The sequence below is a fragment of the Frateuria sp. genome, from assembly GCF_035943815.1.
In the GTDB taxonomy this organism is placed as follows: Bacteria; Pseudomonadota; Gammaproteobacteria; order Xanthomonadales; family Rhodanobacteraceae; genus Frateuria_A.
On sequence record NZ_DASZBU010000002.1, the window covers coordinates 1 to 25,253 of the forward strand.

Annotated in this window: 17 protein-coding genes; 8 read left to right on the plus strand and 9 right to left on the minus strand. The window is 67.2% G+C overall.

Features of this window, described 5'->3' with window-relative positions; all coding sequences use genetic code 11:
* Positions 1 to 664 precede the first annotated feature (664 nt).
* The 4 genes from VGU65_RS00690 to VGU65_RS00705 form a co-directional block, all read right to left on the minus strand.
* Positions 665 to 1,618 carry a DUF2971 domain-containing protein gene (locus VGU65_RS00690; protein ID WP_327472235.1) on the minus strand — a complete coding sequence of 318 codons (954 nt, stop codon included), beginning with the start codon at positions 1,616 to 1,618 and terminating at the stop codon, positions 665 to 667.
* A 71-nt stretch (positions 1,619 to 1,689) separates the two neighbouring features.
* Positions 1,690 to 2,430 carry a TSCPD domain-containing protein gene (locus tag VGU65_RS00695; protein ID WP_327472236.1) on the minus strand — a complete coding sequence of 247 codons (741 nt, stop codon included), beginning with the start codon at positions 2,428 to 2,430 and terminating at the stop codon, positions 1,690 to 1,692.
* Positions 2,431 to 2,670: 240 nt separating this feature from the next.
* Complete coding sequence (locus VGU65_RS00700) at positions 2,671 to 3,267, minus strand: hypothetical protein (RefSeq protein WP_327472237.1); 597 nt, start codon at positions 3,265 to 3,267, stop codon at positions 2,671 to 2,673.
* A 47-nt stretch (positions 3,268 to 3,314) separates the two neighbouring features.
* Entirely contained in the window at positions 3,315 to 5,465 is a 2,151-nt protein-coding gene (locus VGU65_RS00705) for an adenosylcobalamin-dependent ribonucleoside-diphosphate reductase (protein ID WP_327472238.1), read from the minus strand.
* A gap of 376 nt (positions 5,466 to 5,841) precedes the next feature.
* Between VGU65_RS00705 and VGU65_RS00710 the strand changes: the two genes are divergently transcribed.
* The 8 genes from VGU65_RS00710 to VGU65_RS00745 all read left to right on the plus strand — a co-directional run bounded on the left by VGU65_RS00710 (position 5,842) and on the right by VGU65_RS00745 (position 19,317).
* Positions 5,842 to 7,218: a Do family serine endopeptidase gene (locus VGU65_RS00710; RefSeq protein WP_414655774.1), complete on the plus strand. Its 1,377-nt coding sequence runs from the start codon at positions 5,842 to 5,844 to the stop codon at positions 7,216 to 7,218.
* 242 nt (positions 7,219 to 7,460) lie between these two features.
* Entirely contained in the window at positions 7,461 to 8,762 is a 1,302-nt protein-coding gene (locus tag VGU65_RS00715; RefSeq protein ID WP_327472239.1) for a LysM peptidoglycan-binding domain-containing protein, read from the plus strand.
* Between the two features lie 14 nt (positions 8,763 to 8,776).
* Positions 8,777 to 9,475, plus strand: coding sequence for an HAD family hydrolase (locus tag VGU65_RS00720; protein ID WP_327472260.1), 699 nt, complete (start codon positions 8,777 to 8,779; stop codon positions 9,473 to 9,475).
* A gap of 168 nt (positions 9,476 to 9,643) precedes the next feature.
* Positions 9,644 to 11,038 carry a leucyl aminopeptidase family protein gene (locus tag VGU65_RS00725; RefSeq protein WP_327472240.1) on the plus strand — a complete coding sequence of 465 codons (1,395 nt, stop codon included), beginning with the start codon at positions 9,644 to 9,646 and terminating at the stop codon, positions 11,036 to 11,038.
* A 42-nt stretch (positions 11,039 to 11,080) separates the two neighbouring features.
* Positions 11,081 to 12,421, plus strand: a complete 1,341-nt coding sequence (locus VGU65_RS00730; protein WP_327472241.1) for an aspartyl/asparaginyl beta-hydroxylase domain-containing protein — start codon at positions 11,081 to 11,083, stop codon at positions 12,419 to 12,421.
* 216 nt (positions 12,422 to 12,637) lie between these two features.
* Entirely contained in the window at positions 12,638 to 15,511 is a 2,874-nt protein-coding gene (locus tag VGU65_RS00735; RefSeq protein ID WP_327472242.1) for a TonB-dependent receptor domain-containing protein, read from the plus strand.
* A gap of 109 nt (positions 15,512 to 15,620) precedes the next feature.
* Positions 15,621 to 17,471, plus strand: a complete 1,851-nt coding sequence (locus VGU65_RS00740; RefSeq protein WP_327472243.1) for a tetratricopeptide repeat-containing sulfotransferase family protein — start codon at positions 15,621 to 15,623, stop codon at positions 17,469 to 17,471.
* A 100-nt stretch (positions 17,472 to 17,571) separates the two neighbouring features.
* Positions 17,572 to 19,317 carry a M1 family metallopeptidase gene (locus tag VGU65_RS00745; RefSeq protein WP_327472244.1) on the plus strand — a complete coding sequence of 582 codons (1,746 nt, stop codon included), beginning with the start codon at positions 17,572 to 17,574 and terminating at the stop codon, positions 19,315 to 19,317.
* A 303-nt stretch (positions 19,318 to 19,620) separates the two neighbouring features.
* Here the strand turns inward: VGU65_RS00745 and VGU65_RS00750 are convergent, their stop codons facing one another.
* The 5 genes from VGU65_RS00750 to VGU65_RS00770 form a co-directional block, all read right to left on the minus strand.
* Positions 19,621 to 21,855 (minus strand): carboxy terminal-processing peptidase, encoded by a 2,235-nt coding sequence (locus tag VGU65_RS00750; protein ID WP_327472245.1) that lies wholly within the window; start codon positions 21,853 to 21,855, stop codon positions 19,621 to 19,623.
* Between the two features lie 8 nt (positions 21,856 to 21,863).
* Positions 21,864 to 22,868: a lipoyl synthase gene (gene lipA / locus VGU65_RS00755; RefSeq protein WP_327472246.1), complete on the minus strand. Its 1,005-nt coding sequence runs from the start codon at positions 22,866 to 22,868 to the stop codon at positions 21,864 to 21,866.
* Complete coding sequence (gene lipB / locus VGU65_RS00760; RefSeq protein ID WP_327472247.1) at positions 22,861 to 23,556, minus strand: lipoyl(octanoyl) transferase LipB; 696 nt, start codon at positions 23,554 to 23,556, stop codon at positions 22,861 to 22,863. Before lipB ends, lipA begins: the two co-directional genes overlap by 8 nt.
* Before the next feature lie 113 nt (positions 23,557 to 23,669).
* Entirely contained in the window at positions 23,670 to 23,960 is a 291-nt protein-coding gene (locus VGU65_RS00765; RefSeq protein WP_327472248.1) for a YbeD family protein, read from the minus strand.
* A complete protein-coding gene (locus tag VGU65_RS00770) occupies positions 23,960 to 25,216 on the minus strand; it encodes a D-alanyl-D-alanine carboxypeptidase family protein (protein WP_327472249.1) in 1,257 nt (418 codons plus the stop codon). The genes VGU65_RS00765 and VGU65_RS00770 overlap by 1 nt, the downstream gene beginning before the upstream one ends.
* Positions 25,217 to 25,253 lie beyond the last annotated feature (37 nt).

The following is a 25,253-nucleotide window of genomic DNA, read 5'->3' on the forward strand; positions in this document are numbered from 1 at the left end:
AGACAACATTTACCACTTGGCCCGCTGGGTCAACGTCCAACGCCACCCAAGCGCGCCAATCACGAACGACCTGAGGGGTTTGGCTTATTGCAGGTAGCGCGATCGCCATCAAAAGAACTGCAGCCATCCTTTTCACTTGAGCCCCCCCCCTGAGAATGCCCTCAAAATGTCCCTGACGCCTTTATTATTTGTTTGTAGGGCGAGCAGTATTGAATGCTATCCTTCGCAAGCTGCGAACGATATCACTTAGGGCATAGGCTGCTATCGCGAGACATAAACTCGACAAACCGAAGCAGATGCCTAGCGCCGGCGTAGGAAGCTCAGCCAAGAGGACCAGACCCACTAACGCACCAATAACACCTGCGATAAACGCTGTGGCCTTAAGGACGCCGGGTAGTTCGCCATCGACCTTACGCAACAATATGCGATCAGTGTGTGCGGCGGTAACACGTGGCGCCGGAGTAGTAACAGGAAGTTGTGGCGGGTCCTTGCTGATCATAAATTCCCCTGTCTGTCAGGTATCACCGGGCTGGACACCAGCTCTCCGTTGCAAAAGCATTTACCAGTATTTGTAGTAGGCGGTTATTTGTCCCTGACACCGTTTACTGTTTTGCCGCTTCGTGCCAACCCCCTCAAGAATCCAAAGCGGACCAATTCTAGCAACCTAACCTCTGAATGGAATTTCGGAGGCAGCCACCCTATCCGCCAGTCCTTCTTGACCTAGGCAGGTAAGCATGCGCCTAACAGCCGCCATAGACATCAACGAAGAGGAAGTGGGGCCCAGTAATACACGGCTAACCAAGTCATCTATCTTGGCTTCTCCGCCCATCTCGGGCAATCCGGCCAGCGGCAACCGAAACTTGGGCTGTACTCCGTTAGGCCCGACGAGGTACCACAAACGTTGTTTTAGAAGGCTCTCATCGTCTAGATATGATGAATAAACAACCCGCCACTCCTTTTCCTCGCGAAATCCGTGGTGCTTTGAAAACAAAGACATCAAGAGGAATCGGTTGAAAAGCATCCCCGCCACCTGGTCTAAACCGGAGATTAGGTCTTGCACCTTACCGTTTATCAGCGCGCAAAGCTGGTCAAGCTTTCCATTGATCCAGGCAATCCGTTCCTCAGGACGCCCATAGTGAACGCGCGCGAGTATTACAGGGGACATGCCTTCCGGAGGACTGAGGGCTTGTGTGTCCAGCAATATGGCAGCGCCACTTCCATTCCCGCCATACCCGCGCCACATTGAAAGAAGACCGTCGCCATCCTCCTCCTGGTGTTCCGAGAACGAACCCACATAAGTGTCGAAAGCATGATGTCCGTCGAAGAGATCAAACGCGCGCCGGTAGAGGCTCAGCAACCTTTCATGTGTTTCGGCACCCAACAACCGCCGCAATGACGGATGGTGCTCGATGCCCATAAGCGAGTGTTGAAGCCCCCAACGCAACTCCTCGGTATCGTTCATCACGAGCGGATTCGAGAGCCAGAACTCGCGCGACTTGAAGATTAGCTCAACGTTGGAGATGGATGTGTAGTGGGCTAATAATGGTCGCTTCTTTGGGTAGTCGTCTTCGGTTCCTAAGTCTTCCCACATGGGATACAACATCTGCCAGACGTTCACAGTCTCCATAAAAGACCCCCCGAAATAAAAAAGGCGGCATTTCTGCCGCCCAATTTAAACTTGCGAGTGAACTACCCGCACTTCGAATACCCACAATTCAAACAAGTCTGGCACCCATCCATCAGCACCAGCGCCTGCGTATTGCACTTGGCACACAACGTCGCCCCCGGCGGGAACCCGCTGGCATTGCTTTCACCCTTCAACGCCGCCGCACCGTCAGAAGCCTTCTTCCCCGCCGCACCCGCCTCATACGCCGCCCGCTTCTCGGCAATCAGCTTCTTCTGCGCCTCATCCATCTCCGGATCATGGATGAGCCCGATGTTCTTCATATGCTGCTCGATCACCGCGCCGATCTCGGCCACGATGCTCGGCATGTAGACGCCGCCGGCCTTGAAGTACCCGCCGCGCGGGTCGAACACCGCCTTCAGCTCCTCCACGATGAACGTCACGTCGCCGCCCTTGCGGAACACGGCCGAGAGGATGCGGGTGAGCGCCACGATCCACTGGAAGTGGTCCATGTTCTTCGAGTTGATGAAGATCTCGAAGGGGCGGCGCTGTTCGTGCGGGGTGCCCTGGTTGAGCACGATGTCGTTGATGGTGACGTACAGCGCGTGCTCGAACAGCGGCGACTTGATCTTGAAGGTGGAGCCGATCAGCGCCTCGGGGCGCTCGACGCTCTCGTGCATCTGGATGATTTCGGCCTGGCGCGGCTCGGCGGCCTTCTTCTCCGGCGCGGCGGCGGCCGGGGCGGCCTTGTCTTCGGGCTTGACGACCTGGTAGCCCTTGATCTTCTTTTCGATCTTGATCGTCATCGGTGTGCGTTCTCTGTGCTGGGGCGTCGCGCGGGCGACAGCCGGGTGGTGGCGATAGGCGTATCGCGAAAGGGGAAATCCATCTGGAGCGGCGTAGCGGGAGATGGATTTCCGCTTTGGCGGTGCGGCGGCGCAGGCTCGGGGCGGGCGTTGGATCCCAGGCGGGAGGCGGTGCGCGGCGGGCGGTGCTACTTGAGGTGACTCCGGCCCGGGCAGCGCCCGGGCCGGAGCCGGTGCTGCTTACTTGCGGCGGGCAGCCTTTTTCGGCGCCGCCTTCTTGCTGGCAGTGGACCGCTTGACCGTCGACTTGGCGACGGCCCTCTTGCTGGCGGACTTCTTCCCTGCCGCCTTCTTGGGAGCGGCCTTCTTCACGGCCGTCTTCTTGCTGCTGACCTTACGGGTGGCCTTCTTGGCCGGAGACTTCTTGGCAGCGGCCTTCTTCGGCGCGGCCCTCTTGGAAGCAGCTTTCTTCGGCGCAGCCTTCTTGGCGACGGCCTTCTTCGGAGCCGCCTTCTTGGCAGCGGCCTTCTTCGGCGCAGCCTTCTTGGCGGCGGCCTTCTTCGGCGCCGCCTTCTTGGCGGCGGCCTTCTTCGGAGCCGCCTTCTTGGCAGCGGCCTTCTTCGGCGCGGCCTTCTTGGCAGCAGCCTTCTTCGGCGCGGCCTTCTTGGCGGCCGCCTTCTTCGGTGCAGCCTTCTTGGCCGCAGCCTTCTTCGGAGCCGCCTTCTTGGCAGGCGCCGGCGCCTGCGGAGCGGGAGCGCCCATCGGCGCAGCGGCCGGTGCGTCACCCGTGGACGGCATGGAACTGTTCTGCGCCTGGTTTTCGGTATCGATGGACATGGTGGTCTTCCCCTCCGACTCTGGTTTTGTGTGGGACCCGCTGTTGGCTAGAACTTGCCGTAATAGCCTTCCTTCAGGGCATCGAACAGGTTGGCGGCGGTATGCATTTCGCCGTCGTACTCCACCTGCTCATTGCCCTTCAGTTCGATAACGCTACCGTCTTCCAATTCGAAGCGGTAGAGGGTGCTTTCCAGGTCGGCTTCCTTGACCAGCACGCCCTGGAAGGCGGCGGGGTTGAAGCGGAAGGTGGTGCATCCCTTCAGGCCTTGCTTGTAGGCGTAGAAGTAGATGTCCTTGAAGTCTTCGTAGGGGTAGTCGGTGGGCACGTTGGCGGTCTTGGAAATGGACGAGTCGATCCACTTCTGCGAGGCGGCCTGGATGTCCACGTGCTCCTTCGGGCTGATGTCGTCGGCAGAGACGAAGTACTCCGGCAGCTTGGCGGCCGGGTCGTCGGAGAACGGCAGCGCGTTCGCGTTGATGAGGGCGCGGTAGGCGAGCAGCTCGTAGCTGTAGACCTCGACCTTTTCCTTGGACTTCTTGCCCTCGCGGATCACGTTGCGCGAGTAGTGGTGGGCGAAGCTGGGCTCGATGCCGTTGGAGGCGTTGTTGGCCAGCGACAGCGAGATGGTGCCGGTGGGCGCGATCGAGCTGTGGTGGGTGAAGCGCGCGCCGGTCTCGGCCAGCTGCTCGACCAGGTTGGGGGCGACGGTGGCGATGCGCTGCATGTAGCGGCTGTACCTGGCGTGCAGCACGCGGCCGGGGATGGTGTCGCCGACCTTGTAGCCGTCTTTCACCATTTCCGGGCGCTTGCGCAGCATGTCGCCGGTGACGGTGTAGTCGCGCGCCAGCACCGGGGCCGGGCCCTTCTCCTTGGCCAGGTCCAGCGCCACTTCCCAGCCGGCCACGGCCATCTCGCGCGAGACGTCCTCGGTGAAGCCGACCGCCGCTTCGGAGCCGTAGCGCATCTTGAGCATGGTCAGCGTGGAGCCCAGGCCGAGGAAGCCCATACCGTGGCGGCGCTTGCCCATGATCTCGTCGCGCTGCTGCTTGAGCGGCAGGCCGTTGATCTCCACCACGTTGTCGAGCATGCGGGTGAATACCTTGACCACTTCGCGGTATTCGTCCCAGTCGAAGCGGGCCTTGGGGCCGAACGGGTCGCGCACGAAGGTGGTCAGGTTGATCGAGCCCAAGAGGCAGGAGCCGTACGGCGGCAGCGGCTGCTCGCCGCAGGGGTTGGTGGCGCGGATGTGCTCGCACCACCAGTTGTTGTTCATCTCGTTGACCTTGTCGATCAGGATGAACCCAGGCTCGGCGTAGTCGTACGTCGAGACCATGATCATGTCCCACAGGTGCCGCGCGCGGATGTGGCCGTAGATCTTGCAGGCGACCAGGCCGTCCTCGCGGTCGACGTAGTTCTCGTGGGTTGGCCACTCGCGCCAGACCACCTTGGTCGGGTCGGTGAGGTCGAGCTCGTCCTGTTCCTTGACGTGCACCGGGAACACCAGCGGCCAGTCCTGGTCGTGCTCGACCGCCTGCATGAAGCCGTCGGTGATCAGCAGGGAGAGGTTGAACTGGCGCAGCCGGCCGTCCTCGCGCTTGGCGCGGATGAATTCCTTGGCGTCCGGGTGGGAAATATCAAATGTTCCCATCTGCGCGCCGCGGCGGCCGCCGGCGGAGGACACGGTGAAACACATCTTGTCGTAGATGTCCATGAAGGACAGCGGGCCGGAGGTGTAGGCGCCGGCGCCGGACACGTACGCGCCGCGCGGGCGCAGCGTGGAGAACTCGTAGCCGATGCCGCAGCCGGCCTTGAGCGTCAGGCCCGCCTCGTGGACCTTCTCCAGGATGTCGTCCATCGAGTCGCGGATGGTGCCCGACACGGTGCAGTTGATCGTGGAGGTGGCCGGCTTGTGCTCCAGGGCGCCGGCATTGGAGGTGATGCGACCGGCCGGGATCGCGCCGCGGCGCAGCGCCCACAGGAAGCGCTCGTACCAGTGCGCGCGCAGCTCGTCGGTCGCCTCGACGTCGGACAGGGCGCGCGCGACGCGCTGCCAGGTCTCGTCGATGCTGCCGTCCACCGGCTCGCCAGACTTGGTGCGCAGGCGGTACTTCTTGTCCCAGATGTCGTGGGAAGCCGGCTGCAGCGGGATGGCCGTGGCATCACGGTTGGCGGCGATTGGTGCACGCATCGTGCTCATCGGATTGTCTGACCTCCGGCCTTGCGACCCGTCTTTGAAGTTGTTTCGTCCATGCCATGCAACGGCCACGGCGTCCCTTGCGGACAGCACGGCGGCATGCAGGTTTGCTGATCTTCCGGCCTTACGGCGCCCTCCCCCGAGGTTGCCGCATCGACACAGTACTTGGGAGAGCGACCGAGCGACTCACACAAGATGTTGTGGTGCGACCGGGCATGAACGGTATCGCCGGTCCGCGTAGGCGTCAACTGATATTTGCGGTCGGTCAAACCCGCGCGACTGTCGGCACGTTCGTGGCGGCGCGGTCGTCACCGGGGAACCCGGCCGGTCGGTTTACAGTCGCAGACCCGGTCCGTTTTTTCTGCAGAAGGAGATCCTCATGACCGCCCGTCACCGTTCCCTCGCCGGCGCGCTCGCCCTGTGCGGCGCGATGCTGCTGGGCTGGCCCGCCACCGGCCGCGCGGCGCTGCCTTCGAGCGTGGCCGGGGAACCGCTGCCCTCGCTGGCGCCGATGCTCGAGAAGGTGACGCCGGCGGTGGTGAACATTTCCACCAAGACGCGCGTGGCGGTGCGCGATCCCTACTTCGACGACCCGATGTTCCGCCAGTTCTTCGGCCTGCCGCCCTCGCCGCGCGAGCGCATCGAGCAGAGCCTGGGATCGGGCGTGATCGTCGACGCGGCCAAGGGCTACGTGCTGACCAACAACCACGTGGTCGGCGGCGCCGACGACATCACGGTGACGCTGCAGGACGGGCGCAGCTTCAAGGGCAAGCTGATCGGCACCGACCCGGACACCGACGTGGCGGTGGTGCAGATCCCCGCGCAGAAACTCAAGGCGTTGCCGGTGGCCGACTCGGGCAAGCTGCGCGTGGGCGACTTCGTGGTGGCGGTGGGCGATCCGTTCGGGCTGGGCCAGACGGTGACCTCAGGGATAGTCTCGGCGCTCGGGCGCTCGGGCCTGGGCGGCAGCGGCTACCAGAACTTCATCCAGACCGACGCCTCGATCAACCCGGGCAACTCCGGCGGCGCACTGGTCAACCTGCGCGGCGAGCTGGTGGGCATCAACACCATGATCTTCTCGCCGTCGGGCGGCAACGTGGGCATCGGCTTCGCCATCCCCAGCGACCTCACCACGCAGGTGATGGGGCAGCTGATCGCGCACGGCAAGGTGGCGCGCGGCAGCCTGGGCGTGCAGACGCAGGACATCACCCCGCGCATCGCGCAATTGCTCGGCCTCAAGGCCAGCCAGGGCGTGGTGGTAACCCGCGTGGCGCCGGGTTCGGCAGCGGCGCAGGCGGGCCTGGCGCCCGGCGACGTGCTGCAGGCGCTCGACGGCAAGCCGCTGCACGGCAGCGACGAGCTGCGCAATGCCGAGGGCCTGCTGCCGCTGGGCAGCAAGGTCACGCTGAACGTGTCGCGCAACGGCCAGGCGCGCCAGGTCAGCGCGACGCTGACGCCGGAGAAGCTGGCCGGCGTCGATGGCGGCACGCTCGATTCGCGCCTGGCCGGCGTGCACTTCAGCGAGCTGTCGATGGCGCAGCGCGGCCAGGGCACCGCCGGCGTGGCGATCACCGCGGTGCGGGCCGGCAGCCGCGGCGCGCGGGTCGGCCTGAGCGAGGGCGACATCGTGATCGGCGTGAACAACCGCCGCATCACCAGCCTGCGCGAGTTGCGCGGGATGGTCGGCATGCAGCCGCGGCAGCTGGTGCTGGTGGTGCAGAACGAGGACGGGGTCAGTTACGTGCCGATGGATTGATCCGGCATTTCGCCAGGAGCGCCCCACCGCCCTCGGCACCTTCCCCCGCGAAACGAAGGTGCCCGCGGGGCGGATGGGGGCGCCTTTCGCCCCGGACCCACCCGCCGTTCCTTAACGGCGACCAGCACACGCGCTTGATGTTTGGGCGTCGGACCGATGAAATACCGGACTCCCATCACTGCGCGCATGCCGCCTGCACGGCACGCTCACGCCCCTCACCGAAGCCGTAGGTCGTCCACGTCATGCCCGTTCGCCCGCTCCGCCTGTTCGCCGTCTGCCTCGGCGCCTGCCTCACCACCGCGGCGCTCGCCGCCGGCCCCACGCTGGTCCTGCGCGGCGACGTGGCCACCACCCGCGGCATGATTGAGGAGGTGGCCAAGGCCTGGGCCAAGGGCGGCCACGGCAAGATCGACCTGCAGCCGTTCAACACCGCCTCCGGCCTGGACGCGGTGGCGCACGGCACCGCCGACATCGCCGGCAGCGCGCGCCCCGGCGACGGCAGCGCGGCCGAGGCCGGGCTCACCTTCACGCCGGTGGCGTGGGACGCGCTGGTGCTGATCACCCACCCGTCCAACCACGTGGGCAACCTGAGCCTCAAGCAGGTGCACGACATCTACTACGGCAAGATCACCAACTGGAGCGAGATCGGCGGTCCGAACGAGCCGATCGACGTCTACGCGGTGGCCAGCCCCGGCGACGGCATCGAGTACAGCCTGCGCAAGCTGCTGTTCGGCCGCGGCAACCAGCCGGTGGCCGCGCCTCGCCTGTACGTCAACACCGCCAAGCTGGAAGAGGCCGTCACCCTCGATCCGAAGGCGCTGGGCGTGACCACGCTCTCGCGCGTGGCGGGCAACGGCAAGATCAAGATGATCCGCATCGACGGCACCGCGCCCAGCGCCGCGACCCTGGCCAGCGGCAGCTACAAGCTGTACACCCCGCTTTACCTGGTGACCAACCCCAGCAGCCCGCACGGGGCTCAGGCGCAGGCCTTCGTCGACTTCGTCGCCTCCGACAAGGCCACCGCGGCGATGCGCAGCCACAACGCGGTGCCGTTCGCCTCAGGCACCGCGCTGGCCTCGGCCGACAGCTCGCGCCGCGCGCAGATCCTCGCCGAGGTGGGCGCGCATGCCGCGCCGGAGCCGACCCCGAGCACGCCGATCGCCGCGCCGGGCGCCACCTATGCCTCGCGCGCCGCCATCGCGCCGACCTCCGAACGCACCGCCGAGGCGCGCCGCGCGCTGGAGGAGCGCAGGGCCAAGACCGCCGAGCTGGCCGCCGCCAAGGCCAGCCTGAAGGGCGTCAGCGGCGAAGCCGTCACGGTCGATGCCGCCGCCGCGCGAGGGCACGACTTCGCCAAGGTCACCGCCAGCGCCAGCGTCAAGGCCACGGCCAAGCACGCGCGCACCTACAAGGTCGCCAAGGGCGACACGCTGTTCTCGATCGCCCGCAGCCACGCGGTCGACGTGGCCGACCTGCGCGCCTGGAACCACCTCAAGGGCGACGCGGTGAAGCCGGGCCAGGTGCTGCGCCTCGCCCGGCGATGAGCACGGCCCGGCGCGTGCGCATCCGCGCGCTCACGCTGGATCTGGACGACACGCTGTGGCCCGTGCTGCCGGCGCTGGAAAGCGCCGATCGCGAGCTGGACGCCTACCTGCGCACGCACCACCCCGAGGTCGCCGCGCGCTGGCCGATCGCCGCAATGCGCCAGCTGCGCGCGCAGGTCGCCGCCGAGCGGCTGGACTTGGCGCACGACTTCACCACCCAGCGCCACCTGACCATGCGGCGCGCCTTCGCCGCCTGCGGCCTGGAAGAGGCGCCGATCGAGGCGCTGTGGGAGGTCTACTACGCCGCGCGCAACCGCGTGGAGCTCTTCGCCGACGCCCTGCCTGCGCTCGAACGCATCACCGCGCACTGGCCGGTGGCCAGCCTCACCAACGGCAACGCGGACCTGACGCGGATCGGCATCCACGCCCACTTCCGCTGCCACGTCTGCGCGCGCGACACCGGCGTGGGCAAGCCGGATGCGCGGATCTTCCTCGAGGCGGCGCAGCGGTTGGGCGTGGCGCCGGGGCACATCCTTCACGTGGGCGACGATCCGTTCCTGGACGTGTGCGGAGCGCGCGACGCCGGGCTGCCCACCGCCTGGATCAACCGCGAGCGCAAGCCCTGGCCCTCGGAACTGGGGTCGCCGCCGGATCTGGACCTGCCGGACATGGGTGCCCTGGCCGACTGGCTGGAGCGCCAGCGCGAAGGGTAAACGCCGACAGCCGCTCCTGCCCCCCCCCCTCTCCCCCGGCCCCACCGGGGGAGAGGGCTGGGGAGAGGGGGAGGCCTTTGTTTTCCCCGACCGAAACGCCGTTTGGCAACCCCCGCCCGATCGGCGCATGATGGCCGACTCGCCGCAAGCCAACGAGGCACGAAGCCAATGCCTGAGAGCTCCACGCCCGCCCTTATCGAACGCAAGGCCGGCAAGGCCCAGGGCATCGCCATCGAGACCGTCGACGGTGCGCGTTATCCCAAGGCCCTGCGCCGCCTGGAGGCGACCCAGCGGCGCTGGCTGGAGCAGACCGGCTTCGAGCCCAAGCCTGGCCGCCATGCCCTGCTGCCCGACGCCGGCGGCAAGCTTGTGCGCGTGCTGGTGGCGGTCGATCCGGCCGAACCCCTGGCCGCCCTCGCCGGCCTGCCGTACGCGCTGCCGGAAGGCACCTATCACCTCGCCGACGAGGGCGCGCTTTCCGACCTGCAGCTGGCGGCGCTGGGCTGGGCGCTGGGCGCCTACCGCTTCGACCGCTACCGCAAGCCCGGCCGCACCCCTGCCACGCTGGCGGTGCCGGCATCCGAGCTGGCCGCGGTGGCGCCGCTGGCCCGGGCCACCGCGCTGGTGCGCGACCTGGTCAACACGCCGACCGAGGACATGGGCCCGGAACAACTGGCCGAGTCCGTGAAGCAACTGGCCAGGGCGCACAAGGCGAAGCTGCGCGAGTGGGTCGGCGAGGAGCTGTTGAAGGCCAACTTCCCGACCATCCACACGGTCGGGCGCGCCAGCCATCGCGCGCCGCGGCTGGTGGAGCTTTCCTGGGGCAAGGCCGCGGACCCGAAGCTGGTGATCGTCGGCAAGGGCGTGTGCTTCGACACCGGCGGGCTGGACCTCAAGCCCTCCGACGGCATGCGCAACATGAAGAAGGACATGGGCGGCGCCGCGCACGCGATCGCCTTGGCCGCGCTGGTGATGGAGGCGAAGCTGCCGGTGCGCCTGACCCTGCTCGTTCCCGCGGTGGAGAACGCGGTGGCCGGCAACGCGATGCGCCCGGGCGAGGTGATCACCACCCGCGCCGGCCGCACGGTGGAGGTGGACAACACCGACGCCGAGGGCCGGCTGATCCTGTGCGACGCGCTCGCCTACGGTGCCGAGCAGCAGCCGGACCTGCTGCTGGACTTCGCCACCCTGACCGGCGCCGCGCGCGTGGCGCTGGGCCCGGACCTGCCGGTGCTGTTCGCCAATCGCGACGATGCCGCCGAGGCGCTGCTGCAGGCCGGGCGCGCCGTCGGCGATCCGCTGTGGCGGCTGCCGCTGTGGCGGCCCTATCGCAAGATGCTCGACTCTTCGGTCGCCGATTTCGCCAACGCCGGGCCCTCACGCCACGCCGGCGCGATCACCGCGGCGCTCTACCTGGAGCGCTTCGTCCCCGAAGGCCTGCCCTGGCTGCACCTGGACACCTACGCCTGGAACGATGCCGACCGCCCCGGCCGTCCACGCGGCGGCGAGGCGATGGGCTTGCGTGCCATGTTCGCCTTGCTGCAGAGCCGCTACGCCCGCTGACCTCCATCGCGCAGCCGCGTTCCTGTCCGCTACGCTCTGCGCATGAACGCACCGATGGACGATCCGCCGGATGCAACGGCCGCGGCCTTTCGCGCGCAGGCGCTCGCGGCCTCGCAGCGGGGCGACGACGCGCTTGCCGAGCAGGCGTTTTCGCGCCTGCTCGAGCTCCAGCCCGATGACGCCGACGCGCTGCTGTTCCTGGCCTCCCGCCAGCTCGGCCGCGGCGATGCGGTGCGCGCGACCGAATGGCTGCGCGCCGCGCAGCGCGCGCGGCCGCAGGACGCGGCGATCCTGCACCAGCTGGGTGCGGCGCAGGTGCTGGCCGGCGATCTGCGCGGCGCCGAGCAGAGCCTGAGGGAAGGCCTCGCACTGGCACCGGGCATGTTCGTGGCGCGCCTGCGCCTGGGCGTGGTGTACGAGCAGCAGGGGCGGCGGCACGAAGCCATGACGGCCTACCTGGGCGCAATCAACGCCGCGCAGGCGAACGGCCGCTGGCTCAGCGACGAGACCACCGCGCCAGGCCTGCGCGACGCGGTAAAGCACGCCACGCAATACGTCGCAGCAGGGCGGCGCGAACTGTTCGATGCGGTGATCGAGCCGCTGCGGCAACGCTACGGGCGGACGGAACTGGCCCGCGTGGACGCGTGCCTGGCCATTTACCTGCACGAGCGCCCCGCGCCCCTGCCCGATCCGCGGCAGCGTCCCAAGTTCCTCTATTTCCCGGGCATCCCCAGCCAGCCGTTCTACCCGCGCGAGCGCTTTCCCGAGCAGGCCCGGCTGGAGGCCGCGGTCGATGTCGTGCGCGAGGAACTGCGCGCCGTGCTCTCGGACGCGCACGAGCGCCTGGTGCCGTTTCTGGGCGCTCCCTCGGCCGAGGCCGTGGCCGCGAAGCTGCTGAACTCGACCGGTGCGGCCGAAGCGGCCTGGGACGCGTTCTTCTTCTACCGCCACGGCGTGCGCTACGACGCCAACTGCGCGCGCTGCCCGCGCACCAGCGCGCTGCTGGATGCCATGCCGCTGGTCCGGGTCCGCGACCATGCCCCGGAAACGCTCTTCTCGGTGTTGCGTCCGGGCACGCACATCCTGCCGCACTGCGGCGTCACCAACACGCGCCTGGTCACGCACCTGCCGCTCATCGTGCCGCCGGATTGCGCGCTGCGCGTCGGCGGGCAGACCCACGCGTGGGAAGAAGGCCGGTGCGTGACCTTCGACGACACCTTCGAGCACGAGGCGTGGAATCGCAGCGGCCAGACCCGCGTGGTGCTGATCATGGACAGTTGGAATCCCGATCTGAGCGAAGTGGAGCGCATGGCGGTGGCCGACCTGGTCGCGGCCATCGGCGACTTCAACCAGTCGGTGCCCGAGCCTCTCGCTCACCCCTGAGAGCGGCATGCCTGGCTGCATCGCGCGCGGCCGAGAGGCACGCGCGCCGGCGTGAACCGACCGTCCGCACAGCCATTTTTACCTTCCATGACAAGCTCTTGGCTGCCCCATGACTGATCGCAGGGGCACTTGCTTGTTAAACAGTTGTTGCTGGCATACTCGGTTCGCTCGGATAGAGCAGGGGAAGCTGGGGATCTATTTCACCGGGGAGAACACATGAAATACGACTTGAATCACTTGTCTTTGGCAGTGCGTCTGGCGTTGGGCGCAAGTATTTTCTCGGTGGCAGCGATGGCCCAGGCGCAGGTGTCGACGCCGGAAAACCAGCAGTCGTCAAACCAGACCGCGCCACCATCCAAGAAGGAAGCCAAGACCCTGGAGTCGGTCGTGGTGACCGGTTCGCTGATCAAGCGTGTGGACATCGAGACGGCCAGCCCGGTGGTGACGCTGGATCGCGCCACCATCACCAATTCGGGCAAGCCCGTGCTGGGCGACGTGCTGCAGCAGATGCCCAGCATTTCCGGCAACGCCACCAACCCGCAGAACAACAGCAACGGCGGCGGCGTGGCCAGTCCCCTGCTGGAAGCGGGCGACGGTGCATCGCGCGTCTCGCTGCGCGGCCTGGGAATCAACCGCACGCTGGTGCTGGTCAACGGCCAGCGCATGTCCAACCCGGACATCAACCTGATCCCGCCGGACATGATCGAGAGGGTCGACGTGCTGGCCGAAGGCGCCTCCACGGTGTACGGCTCCGACGCCATCGGGGGCGTCGTCAACTTCATCCTGCGCAAGAACTACAAGGGCGCCCAGTTCAGCCTCAACGACGGCATCTCCAGCCATGGCGACGCGAAGCGCCGCGGCTTCAACCTCACGGCAGGCACCACCGGCGAGGGATACAGCATTGCCGGCGGCATCGACTACAACAAGTACGACGAGACGCTCGCCGCGCGGCGCAAGTTCTCCCGCCAGCAGCTCTACCTTTCCAGCGGCGCGGTGGTGGCGGCCGGCTCCAGCTCGATCCCGACCGGGCGCATCCAGTTGCCCGCATCGATCGCCAGCCAGTACGGCTGCGCCATCAACTCCTCCGGCACCGCCAACGTGACCCTGGCGTCGGGTAATGGGTCGTCGCTGGGCGACTACCGCTGCCGCCTGGCCTCCGATACGTACAACTACGCGGCGCTGAACTACATCCAGACCGCGCAGAAGCGTACCAACGGCTTTGTCCTGGGCACCTTGAACCTCACCGACAACGTGACCGCGTTCGTCGATGCGTTCTACAACCACACGGTCTCCAGCGGCCAGGACGCGCCCTCGCCGGTGGGTACCGGCGACGGCCTGATCATTTCCTCGACCAACCCGATCAACCCGTTCGGCGTCACCTTCAGCCAGAATCCTGTGCCGGGCGATCCGAACAGCGGCTACAACTTCCAGACCCGCCTGACCGGCGCCGGCACGCGCGTACACAGCTATACGACCAATACCGGCCAGATCAACGCCGGCCTGCGCGGCAACTTCGGCGAGGCGAGCAGCTGGATCTGGGATGCGTCGATCAACTACAGCCACACCAAGCGCGACCAGCGCGACACCAACGAGGTGGACATCCCCTCGCTGCAGGCCGCCGTCGACGCGGGCGCTAACATCTTCGACCAGGCGAGCGTCGGCGACCAGTTGAAGAACGGCGTGAAGACGCCGATCTACGTCTTCACCCAGTCGACCAAGCAGGCCCAGGTCGACGCCAGCGGCGACCTGTGGGACCTGCCCGCCGGCACCATGCAGCTGTCGGTCGGCGCGCTGTACCGCAAGCAGTTCATGAACTACACCGTGAGCGACTTCGCGGTGCTCAACCCGGTGACCACCACCTGCGAGATCCTGCAGGAGGCCTGCGGCTCGCCCGGGCGCGGCAGCTTCAACGTCAAGGAGGTCTTCGCCGAGACGCTGATCCCGCTGCTCTCCGACCTGCCGTGGGTGCGCTCGCTGAACGTCGACCTTGGCGTGCGCAGCTCCAACTACAGCACCACCGGCACCACCACCAACGGCAAGCTCGCGATCGAGTGGCGTCCGACCGACGACCTGCTGGTACGCGGCACCGTCTCGCAGGTGTTCCGCGCGCCCAACCTCAACGAGCTCTACGACGGCCGTACGCTGGTCCAGCCCAACCTCAACGACCCCTGCGTCGGGCTCACCGCGGCGCAACTGGCGGCGCATCCGGTGGCCTGCCAGTACGTTCCGGTGAACTGGGCGGGCAACTCGCCGGCGCAGGTCAACACGTTCTACTCCGGCGCGGCCACGGTGGGCGCCTCGCTCAAGCCCGAGAAGGGCAAGTCGATCGACCTGGGCCTGGTCTACGATCCGGACTGGCTGCCGGGCGTGTCCACCAGCCTCGACTTCTGGCACATCTACCTGGCCGACACGCTGACCGCGATCCAGGCCGACACCGTCGTCAGCTCCTGCTTCAACAACAGTGCCAGCCCGTACTGCTCGTTCATCCACCGCCAGGACAACACCAGCAGGCAGCCGGGCCAGGTGTTCCTGATCAACACCCCGGTGGTCAATCTGGGCACCCTCAGCACCTCCGGCATCGACTACACGCTGCGCTACAAGATCCCGCACTTCGACGTGGGCGGCGTGGACCCGGGCAACTTCCGGGCGGGCCTTAGCACCAGCTACACCTCGACCTACAAGGTCAACGCGACGCCGGGCGAGCCGGGCGCCAAGACGATCAACTACGCCGGCACCTTCACCCCGCAGTTCGGCAACATCTCGCGCTGGCGCGGCACGGTCACGCTCAACTGGGACAAGGGCAACTGGAACGCCCAGTGGCAGACGCGCTACATCGATCACCTGACCGCGCTCAATGCCGACGCCGCCATCACCGGCGTGAACATCCCGGTGGCTTCGGTGATTTACCACTCGATCCAGCTGGGCTACGCGGTGCCTTCGATCCACACCCGCTTCGACGTCGGCGTGGACAACATCATGGACAAGCAGCCGCCGCTGCTCTACCAGAACGGTTCGAACTACAACGTCGACACGGCCACCTACGACGTGCTCGGGCGCTACTACTGGGCTCGCGCGACGGTGACGTTCTAAGGGCCGAGCATCACCGACGAAGGCTGCAAGGCATGGAAGCACGGAGGGGTCGCGGGTAACACCCGCGACCCCTCTTGCATAATGGGTCGCCGAACGCGATCGAGAACGCATGCCCCAGCCAGCCACCGAACTCGCCAACGCCATGGCCGGCGCCTACAACGCCGGTGACATGGAGCGCGTCATCGAGCTCGCCACGCAAGCGGGCGACGGCGCCGACGAAGGCACGCGGCTGCTGCTCGGCGTGGCGCAGCAGGCGACCGGCCGCTACGACCAGGCCGCGGCGACGTTTCGCCAGCTGGCGCAGCAGCGGCCGGAGGTTTCCGCCTACTGGAACAACCTCGGCGTCGCCTGCCGGCTGAGCGGCGATACGGAAGCAGCCGAGCAGGCCCTGTCGAAGGCAAGGTCATTGGCTCCGGACGACCCGGAGGTCCTCTACAACCTGGGCCTGCTCTACATCCAGCAGCGGCGCTGGCCGTCGGCGCGCGAGGCCCTGCTCGAGGCGGTGGAGCGGTCGCCGGATTTCATCGAGGCACGCCTGCAGGCCGCGTACGCCTGCTACGTCTGCGGCGACAACACGCAGCAGGAGGCGATGCTGGATGGAGCCATCGGCTGGCCCGCCCAGCCGGCCGAGCAGGCCTTGATACTGGCGGCGATGCTGTCGGCCCAGGGCGACCTGGATGCGGCGCTGCACACGCTGGCGCAGGCGCAGCTGCCCGGCGGGCCCGCGGACGAGCCCACGCGGCTGCGCATCGGCGCCCAGCGGGTCCTGCTGCGTGAACGCAACAACCAGCTCGAGGAGGCGCGGCGGGAACTGCAGCGCCTGCCGCTTGCCGCGCTCGATACGCTGCCAGGCGATGCGAACCAGGCGCGCGCGGAGGTCTGGCGCGCGCACGCGGCGATGGCGATGCGCGCAGGCGCCTGGGCCGAAGCCGCGGCGCTGTACCGGCGCGTGCTGACGCTTGCCGCCGACGATGAAACCCGCGCCGGCGCCGGCTTCGGCCTGGCCTCGGCCTGCGATCGGCAAGGGCTGCACGCCGAAGCCTGGCAGGCTTTGCAGGCGGCGCACGCAGCGCAGCTCAATATCGCGCGCGACGTGCTGCCGGAACTGCTCGCGCCCGACAGCCAGCCATTGCAGGTGGCCGAGGTGGACCGTGAAGCGCGCGCCCGCTGGAAGCCGCTGCGCGCGCCGGACAGCCGGGAGAGCCCGGTCTTCGTGGTCGGCTTCCCGCGCTCGGGCACCACCCTGCTGGAGCAGATGCTCGACGCCCACCCGGACTTCAAATCCATGGACGAGCGCGCCTTCATCCACGAGCTGACCGAGCGCATGGAGCTGGTCGGCCAGCACTATCCTGCGGAGCTGGCCGACCTGACCGAAGCCGAGGCGGGCCAGTTGCGGGCCGCCTACTTCCGGATGGTCGGGCGCGTGTTGCCCGACCTCGGGCCGCGCCGGCTGGTCGACAAGAATCCGCTCAACATGCTGTGCCTGCCGATGATCATGCGGCTGTTCCCGCATGCGCGCATCATCCTATGCCTGCGCCACCCCTGCGACGTGCTGCTCAGCTGCAGCATGCAGCCGTTCCGCTCGCCGGCGTTCATGGTGCTGTGCTCCTCCCTGCAGCGGCTCGCGCGCGGATACGTGCAAGCCTTCGAGCAGTGGTACCGGCAGGTGGAGGTGTTCGGGCCGCGGGTGCTCGAGTGGCGCTACGAATCGGTCGTCAACGACCTTGACGGCCACCTCGCGCGCCTCGGAGCCTTCCTCGAAATCACCGATGCCTCGCCCATGGCGCGCTTCGCCGACCACGCACGGAACAAGCGCTTCATCAGCACACCCAGCTATGCCCAGGTCACCCAGGGGGTCCACCCCGGGGCGGTTGGCCGCTGGCAGGGCTACCGCGAGCAGTTCGAACCGGTGCTGCCTTTGCTGCAGCCGCTGCTGGATCGCCTCGGCTACGCAACCTGAGCCTCTTGCGGCCCTCGTCACCCGGGGTGACTTCTGGCCTAGTCGCAACGGCCGTGCACGCGGCATGCTGCCCGATTGAAACCCCACGGAGTCGCTCCCCATGCATCCACGTCTGCCCTTGTTGGCGCTTGGCATCACGCTCGGTCTCGCCGCCGGCGCACATGCGTCCGAACCCGCCGCCGTCGAGCAGCCCAAGCTCACCGCGCAGACGCTCGATTCCGGCGGCACCATGCCTGCCGAGCAGGCACGATTGAACTTCGACCACGCGGAACTGCACTTCACCGTCGACCCGGCCAAGCGCCACCTCGACGGCGAGGCCATGCTGCGCTTCACCGCCCGCGAGGCGACCGACGTGCTGCTGCTGGATCTGGACAAGAACCTGCCCATCAGCCGCATCGCCGTCGACGGCAAGACACTGGACAAGTCGGCCTGGAGCAACCCTGATGGCCGCCTGCGCATCCGGCTGCCCAGGCCGCTGGCCAAGGGCGGCAGCGTCAGCACCACCATCGCCTATGGCGGCCAGCCGCACGTCGCCAAGAAGGCGCCGTGGGACGGCGGCTTCGTATGGAGCCACACCGACGACGGCCAGCCTTGGGTGGCCAGCGCGGTCGAGGGCGAGGGCTGCGACCTGTTCTGGCCCTGCATCGACCAGCCCACCGGCGAGCCGGCCCTGGTCGACACCTACGTCACCGTGCCCAAGGCGCTGGCGGCGCCGGGCAACGGCGTGCTCGTCGGCATCGAGGACAACGGCGCCACGCGCACCTGGCACTGGCGCGTCAAGCACCCGGACACCTACGCCATCTCGATCAACGTCGGTCCCTTCAAGGAGCTGAAGGGCAATTACGCCAGCCGCTACGGCAACACCATCCCGATGGAGCTGTGGTACCTGCCCGCGCACGAGGCCGGGGCCAAGGCGCTGTTCGGCGAGTTCCCGCGCATGCTGGACTTCTTCGAGCAGGAGATCGGGCCCTATCCGTTCGGCGACGAGAAGATGGGCGTGGTCGAGACGCCGCACCTGGGCATGGAACACCAGACCCTCAACGCCTACGGCAACGGCTACCCCAAGAGCGAGTACGGCTTCGACTGGCTGCTGCAGCACGAATTCGCGCACGAGTGGTTCGGCAACCAGATGACCAACAGCAACTGGGACGACATGTGGCTGCACGAGGGCTTCGGCACCTATATGCAACCGCTCTACGGCCAGTACCTGGTCGGCGACATGGCCTACTTCGCGATGCTGCACACCGAGCGGCTGTCGCTGTCCAACCAGTCCCCCATCGTCTCGGGCCAGCCAAAGACCGAGGAGCAGGTCTACGACGGTAAGACCGGCCCGGGTCTGGACATCTACTACAAGGGCTCGCTGGTGCTGCACACGCTGCGTGGGCTGATCGGCGACGACGCCTTCTTCGATAGCATCCGCCGGCTCGTTTATGGCCGCCCCGATCCCAAGCCCGGCAACTTCGTGCCGCGCTACGCGAGCACGCGCGAGTACGTCGACATCGTCAACCAGGTCACTGGCAAGGACCTCAAGTGGTTCTTCGACGTCTACCTGTACGACGCCGCGCTGCCGAAGCTGGAAACCACGCGTCACGGTGACATGCTCAAGTTCCAGTGGGTGACCGGCCACGGCGAGCCGTTCCCGATGCCGCTGGATGTACAGGTAGGCCACACCGTGCACACGCTGCCGATGACCGGTGGCACGGGTGAGCTCACCGTGCCGGCAGGGAGCCTGCTGATCGTCGATCCGCACTCGAAGGTGCTGCGCGACATGCCGCACGTGGACGCGTTCCGGGCATGGAAGAAGGCGCAGGCCGAAGCACAGAAGAAGGCCGGGAAGAAGGACTGACCGATCGCGGGACCCGGCGCCCGGGGAGGGCCCTTCGACTTCGCAATGCCACGCCGCAGCGAACGGCCCTTCGTCCATCGTGGATTCCAGGCCAGCCCCCTTCCTCCGCGAGAAGGTGCCGGCAGGCGGGCGGAGCCGAGCGTCCCGCTTCGTCCGAACCCTCTCCCGGAGGAGAGGGGCCTGGGCTACGGTCTCCGCCCGTACAGAGCGCAGCCGGAGCCGGAGCCAAGCACTTCCTTTGAGGACATATCGACGCGCGGCAAAAAAAAAGCCCGGCATCGCCGGGCTCTTTTTTTCTTCGTGTCAGCGCGGCTGGCCGGCCGGCTTTTCCGGCGGCATCACCGCCGCCGTGGTGGAGAACTTGCCGCCGTAGGGCAGCACCTCGGCGGCCAGCTTGGGGTTCGCGCGGATCAGGCCAATGGCGTCGAACAGGATGTGCGCGGTTTCCTGCAGCGCCGGATCCTTGGCGTTCTTGGCCTCCTTCTCCTGCTTCAGCTCGCTCTTGAGGCTGCGCTCGTTGGCGTTGAGGCCATCGTCCAGCGTGGGTTCGTCCGCCGACAGGCTGCCGTCGGTGCCGTCGATCGCCTTGTGCCGGGCTCGGAAGTCGGCCTGGATCGCATCCTGGCGCTTGCGCTCGGCCTGGCGCGCGGCAAGGTTGAGCGAGATGGTGGTCTGGTCGCGCATCTTCTTGTACTGGGCCAGCTCATCGAGCATCAGTTGCCAACCCGGCGACTTGGTCACGCGTTCGTCGTGCCTGGCCTTCAGCTGCGGCAGGTAGGCGGAGAGGTCGGCGACCTTGGTGTACGGTGCGGGCTGGATCTGCGTCCAGGGCAGCGCGTTGTCGTAGGTCGATTCGCCGAAGTCTTTCTCGTCCCCGTTCTTGGGGAACAGGATGTCGGGCGTGACGCCCTTCAACTGGGTCGAACCGCCATTGATGCGGAAGAACTCGGCGATGGTCATCTTGAGCTCGCCATACTGCGGCTTCTCGCTGTCGCCCTGGGCGAAGCGGTCCAGGTCCACCAGGTTCTGCACGGTGCCCTTGCCGAAAGTGGGCTCGCCGACGATCAGGCCGCGGCCGTAGTCCTGGATCGCGGCGGTGAAGATCTCCGAGGCCGAGGCCGAACCGCGATTGACCAGCACCGCCATCGGGCCGCTCCAGGCCATGCCGGGCTGGTCGTCGCCCTGAACCTCGACCTGGCCGCGCGCATCGCGCACCTGCACCACCGGGCCGGTGTCGATGAACAGGCCGGTCAGCTCGTTGGCCTCGGCCAGCGAGCCGCCGCCGTTGTTGCGCAGGTCCATCACCACGCCCTGCACGCCTTCGGCCTTCAGCTCGCCGAGCAGCTTAGCGACGTCACGGGTGGCGCTCTTGAAGTTCTTGTCGCCCTCGCGGCGCGCGCCGAAGTCGGAGTAGAAGGTCGGCAGCTCGATGATGCCGATCTTGCGGCTGACGTCGCCGTCCTTGATCTCGATGACCTTCTTCTTGGCCGCCTGCTCCTCGATGCTGACCTTCTTGCGCACCATGGTGACCAGCTCGTGCTTGCCGTCCGGGCCGACGTCGGCGGGCAGGATCTCCAGCCGCACGGTGGTGTCCTTCTTGCCGCGGATCTTGTCTACCACGTCGTCCAGGCGCCAGCCGATCACGTCGGTCATCGGACCGTCGGAGCCCTGCCCGATCGCCACGATGCGGTCGCCCACGTGGATCTTGCCGGACTTGTCGGCCGGGCCACCGGGCACGATCTCGCGGATCTGGGTGTACTCGTCGTGCGCCTGCAACACGGCGCCGATGCCCTCCAGCGAGAGCTTCATGGCGATGTCGAAGTTCTGCGCAGCGCGGGGCCCGAGGTAGTCGGTGTGCGGGTCGGTGGTCTCGGCGTAGGCGTTCATGAAGGTCTGGAACGCATCCTCGCCGTCGAGCTGGCGAACCCGCTCGATGTAGCCGGCGTAACGCTTGTCCAGCGTCTTGCGGATGTCATCGTCGCTCTTGCCGGCCAGCTTCAGGCGCAGCCAGTCGTTCTTGGTGCGCTTGCGCCACAGGTCGTTCAGCGCGGCCTGGTCGGCAGGCCAGTCGGCCTTCTTGCGGTCGTAGGCGTAGCTCTCGTCCTTGGTGAAGTCGAAGCCCTTCTTCAGGAGCTCGCGCGCATAGGTCATGCGGTCGATCGCGCGCTGCACGTAGAGGTTGAACACCGAGAACGGGCCGGACAGGTCCTTGTTCCAGATCGCGTCGTCGAACTTCGTTCTGAGCGGCTCGAAGCGCGCCATGTCCTGCTTCGTGAAGAACACCTTCTCGCCGTCGAGCATGTCGAAGTAGGCCTTGTAGATCTTGGCCGACATCGCGTCGTCGAGCGGTTTGGCGTCGTAATGGAAGCGAGTGAGGAAGCGCGCGGACAGCTGCGCGGCATCGGCCTGGGTCGGCGAAGCCTTCAGCGGCAGCTTGGAAGCCGCATGCTCCTCGTCCCCCTGCACGGCAGGTGCCTGCGCGTGGGCGACAGGCAGGACGAGGGCGAGCAGCAGGGCGAGCGTGGGACGCAGTGTCATGGATTGTCTCAGGCGAGCGCGGTGACGCCGGCTGCATGGGCTTGCAGGTCGGCATGGTAGGAGGAACGCACGAGCGGGCCGGAGGCGACGTGATGGAAGCCCATCGCCTCACCGGCCACGCGCAGCGCGTCGAATTCGTCGGGAGTCCAGTAGCGCACGACCGGGTGATGGTGCGGCGTGGGCTGCAGGTACTGGCCGATGGTGATCATTTCCACGTCATGGGCGCGTAGATCGCGCAGGGTCTCGATCACCTGGTCGTAGGTCTCGCCCAGACCCAGCATGATGCCGGACTTGGTCGGCACCTCCGGGTGCTGCGCCTTGAAGCGCTTGAGCAGGTCCAGCGACCACTGGTAGTCGGCGCCCGGGCGCACCTCGCGGTACAGGTGCGGGACGGTTTCCAGGTTGTGGTTGAACACGTCCGGCGGGAAATCCTTGAGCACCTCCAGCGCACGCTCCATGCGGCCCTTGCCGCGGAAATCGGGCGTGAGGATCTCGATCTTGATGTTGGGGCTGGCGTGCCGCGTTGCCCGGATGCACGAGGCGAAATGCTCGGCTCCCCCGTCGCGCAGGTCGTCGCGGTCGACCGAGGTGATCACGACGTACTTCAGGCGCATGTCGGCGATCGTCTGCGCCAGGCGCGCCGGCTCCAGCGGGTCGGGCGGCTGCGGACGGCCATGCGCCACGTCGCAGAACGAACAGCGGCGCGTGCACACCTCGCCCAGGATCATGAAGGTGGCGGTGCCCTTGGAGAAGCACTCGTGGATGTTCGGGCAGCTGGCCTCCTCGCACACGGTCACCAGTGCGTTCTCGCGCAGCCGCGCCTTCAGTTCCTGCACGGCGTTGCCCTGCGGCAGACGCACACGGATCCACGAAGGCTTGCGCAACGTCGGCACGCTGGTGTCGAAGCCCGCCCGGTTGCGGGCGATCTTGTCGTTGCCGATCTGTTTCTCGACCGCTGCCGCGTCGGCGTTGACCACGCTGATCGGGATCACCCTGGAGGACGTTTCACTCATCTGCGACTACCTGGACCGCGGCGCGCGCGGGGAGTTCGGGGAGGACGGGGGCGGCCGGCACCGCGTGGAAGCCGAACTGGCGGCAGAACTGATCCACCAGCACGTCCTCGACTTGCGCCAACTGCGACGGGCCGCCCAAGTCTAGCACTTGCGTGACCGCCAAACCCTTGTAGCCACAAGGGTTGATACGGCCGAAAGGCTCCAGGTCCATGGCCACGTTGAAGGCCAGCCCGTGAAAGCTGCAGCCGCGGCGCACGCGCAGGCCCAGGGCAGCCACCTTGGCGCCTGCCACGTAGACGCCCGGCGCGCCCTCCACGCGAGCGGCGCCGATCGACCAGTGCGCCAGCGTGTCGATCAACGCCTGCTCGATGCGGTGGACAAGCTCGCGCACGCCCACGCCGGTACGGCGCAGATCGATCAGCGGGTAGCCGACGATCTGGCCGGGGCCGTGGTAGGTCACCTGGCCGCCGCGGTCGACCGGGATCAGCGGGATGTCACCGGGCGCCAGCACGTGCTCCATCTTGCCGGCCTGGCCCAGGGTGAACACCGGATCGTGCTCCAGCAGCCACAGTTCGTCGGGGGTGTCCGGCCCGCGCGCGTCGGTGAAGGCGCTCATCGCCTTCCAGGTACGCTGGTAGGGCTGGCGGCCGAGGCGGCGGATGAGGAGCGGGCGGGAGTCGGGAGGCACGGTGCGCTACCTGGGGAAATGAAAGGCAAATGAGGCGCGCGGGCCGGGATTGCAAGCGATCACGGGCTTCGTAGCCCTCTCCCGTCCCGGAGGATGGGCAGACGGGGCAGGGCCTAGAGCGTGTAGCGGATGGCCGGATCGGCGCGCAGCGCCGCGTGCGCCTGGTCGTACTGCTCGCGCGTGTCGCAGCGGAAGCTCACCGTCACCGAGAGGAACTTGCCTTCCCGCGAGGCGCGCTGGCTGACCGTCTCGTGCAATACGTGCAGGCCGACCCCTTCGAGGAGGGCCGGCACGTGCCTGGGCAGGTCCGCGCCGGCGTCGCCCAGCGCGGTGATCTCGAATTCACCGGGGAACTGGAAGCCCTTGCCTTCCTTCTTCGCCTGGCTGAAGTCGATCTCGTGCATCACTTCTTGTCCGCGGCAGGGGCCGTGGCCGCGGCGTCATCCTTCTTGCCGCCGTGGAACCACAGCAGGATCGAATCCCACAGGCGCTTGAAGAAGCCGCCCTGCGGGGCCTCGTCCAGGGCCACCAGCGGCACCGTCTGCAGCGGCTGGTTGTCCAGCGTCACGCGCAGCGTGCCCACCTGCTGGCCCTTCTTGAACGGCGCGACGAGGGTGGCAGGGATGTCCATCGTCGCCTTGAGCTTGTCGTACTGGCCGCGCTTGACGGTCACCTCCAGCGGATGGGTGATGCCGATCGGCAGGGTGTCCTTCTCGCCCTTCCACAGCTTCGGCGTTGCCAGCGGCTTGTCCGCGTCATAGAGCTTGTGCGTCTCATAGAAGCGGAAACCGTAGTTGAGCAGCGCCATCGCCGAGTCGGCGCGGGCCTTCTCCGAACTGGCGCCCATCACGATGGCGATCATGCGCGAATCGCCCTGCTTGGCCGAGGCCGCCAGGCAGTAGCCGGCCGCGGCGGTGTGGCCGGTCTTGATGCCGTCCACGCTGGGATCGCGCCACAGGAGCGTGTTGCGGTTGCCCTGCTTGATGCCGTTCCACTCGAACTGCTTGATCGCCGAGATCGCGTAGTCCTCGGGAAAATCATGGATCAGCGCGCGCGAAAGGATCGCGATGTCCTGCGCGGTGGTGTAGTGGTTCGCGATCGGGTAGCCCGAGGCGTTCTCGAAGTGGCTGTGGGTCATGCCCAGCTGCTTGGCGTAGGCATTCATCAGGTTGGCGAACGCCTCCTCGGAGCCGGCGGTGTGCTCGGCCAGCGCGATCGCCGCGTCGTTGCCCGACTGGATGATCATGCCGTAGAGCAGGTCCTTGAGCGGCACCTGGCTGTTGAGCTTGAGGAAGCTGGTGGAACCGTCGGTGCTGGCGCCGCCGCCGCGCCAGGCGCGCTCGCTGATGGTGACCGGATCGGTCATCTTGATCCTGCCGTTGCCGAGCTCGGCCGAGACCACGTAGTCGGTCATGATCTTGGTGATCGACGCCGGCTCCACCTGCAGCTCCGGGTCTTTGCTGGCGAGGATCTGGCCGGTGGCGTAGTCCATCAGCACCCAGCTCTTGCCGTCCACGTCCGGCGGCGGAGGCACCGGCGCCTCGGGCACGACCGGCCGCGGCACGGGCGAGGGCCTCGGCGGCGTCTGCTGCGCGAAGGCGGCGCCGGCGACCAGCGCGGCGGCGGCTAAGGAAGCAAGGGTACGGCGGAAAAAGCTCATCTTCGGTATCAATCCATCTCTAGTTGCCGGCGCCCCG